Annotated in this window: 1 protein-coding gene; it reads right to left on the bottom strand. The window is 58.6% G+C overall.

Annotated elements, in window-relative coordinates:
• Positions 1 to 60: 60 nt before the first annotated feature.
• Positions 61 to 261: hypothetical protein (locus tag ACLJNW_RS26115; protein WP_410961492.1), on the bottom strand; the 201-nt coding region annotated here is incomplete at its 5' end.

Here is a 261-nt window from a genome sequence, read left to right as displayed (position 1 = left end):
GGGCCGTCCTGGCGAAAACTCGTTAATGTGTTAACGTTATATTTAACATGTTAATGATCGTCAACCCCGGTTGCTGCGCCATTCGTCCCGGGGAGGTGGCAAGAGGCGCCGTCTGCGGTATACGGAAGCCCGCGACGGCTTGCGTGCGCAGCCGGGAAGAACAACAAAGAGAAGATCGCCATGCCAGAGCGCCAGCCGATCCCCAACATCAACATCGGGCAGGTCTACGACCAGCGCTATGCCGACGCCGAGGTGCACTAC

Source organism: Salmonella sp. SAL4457, from assembly GCF_046548235.1.
GTDB lineage: Bacteria > Pseudomonadota > Gammaproteobacteria > Enterobacterales > Enterobacteriaceae > Salmonella > Salmonella enterica.
This window is presented reverse-complemented; position numbering and strand designations above follow the sequence as displayed.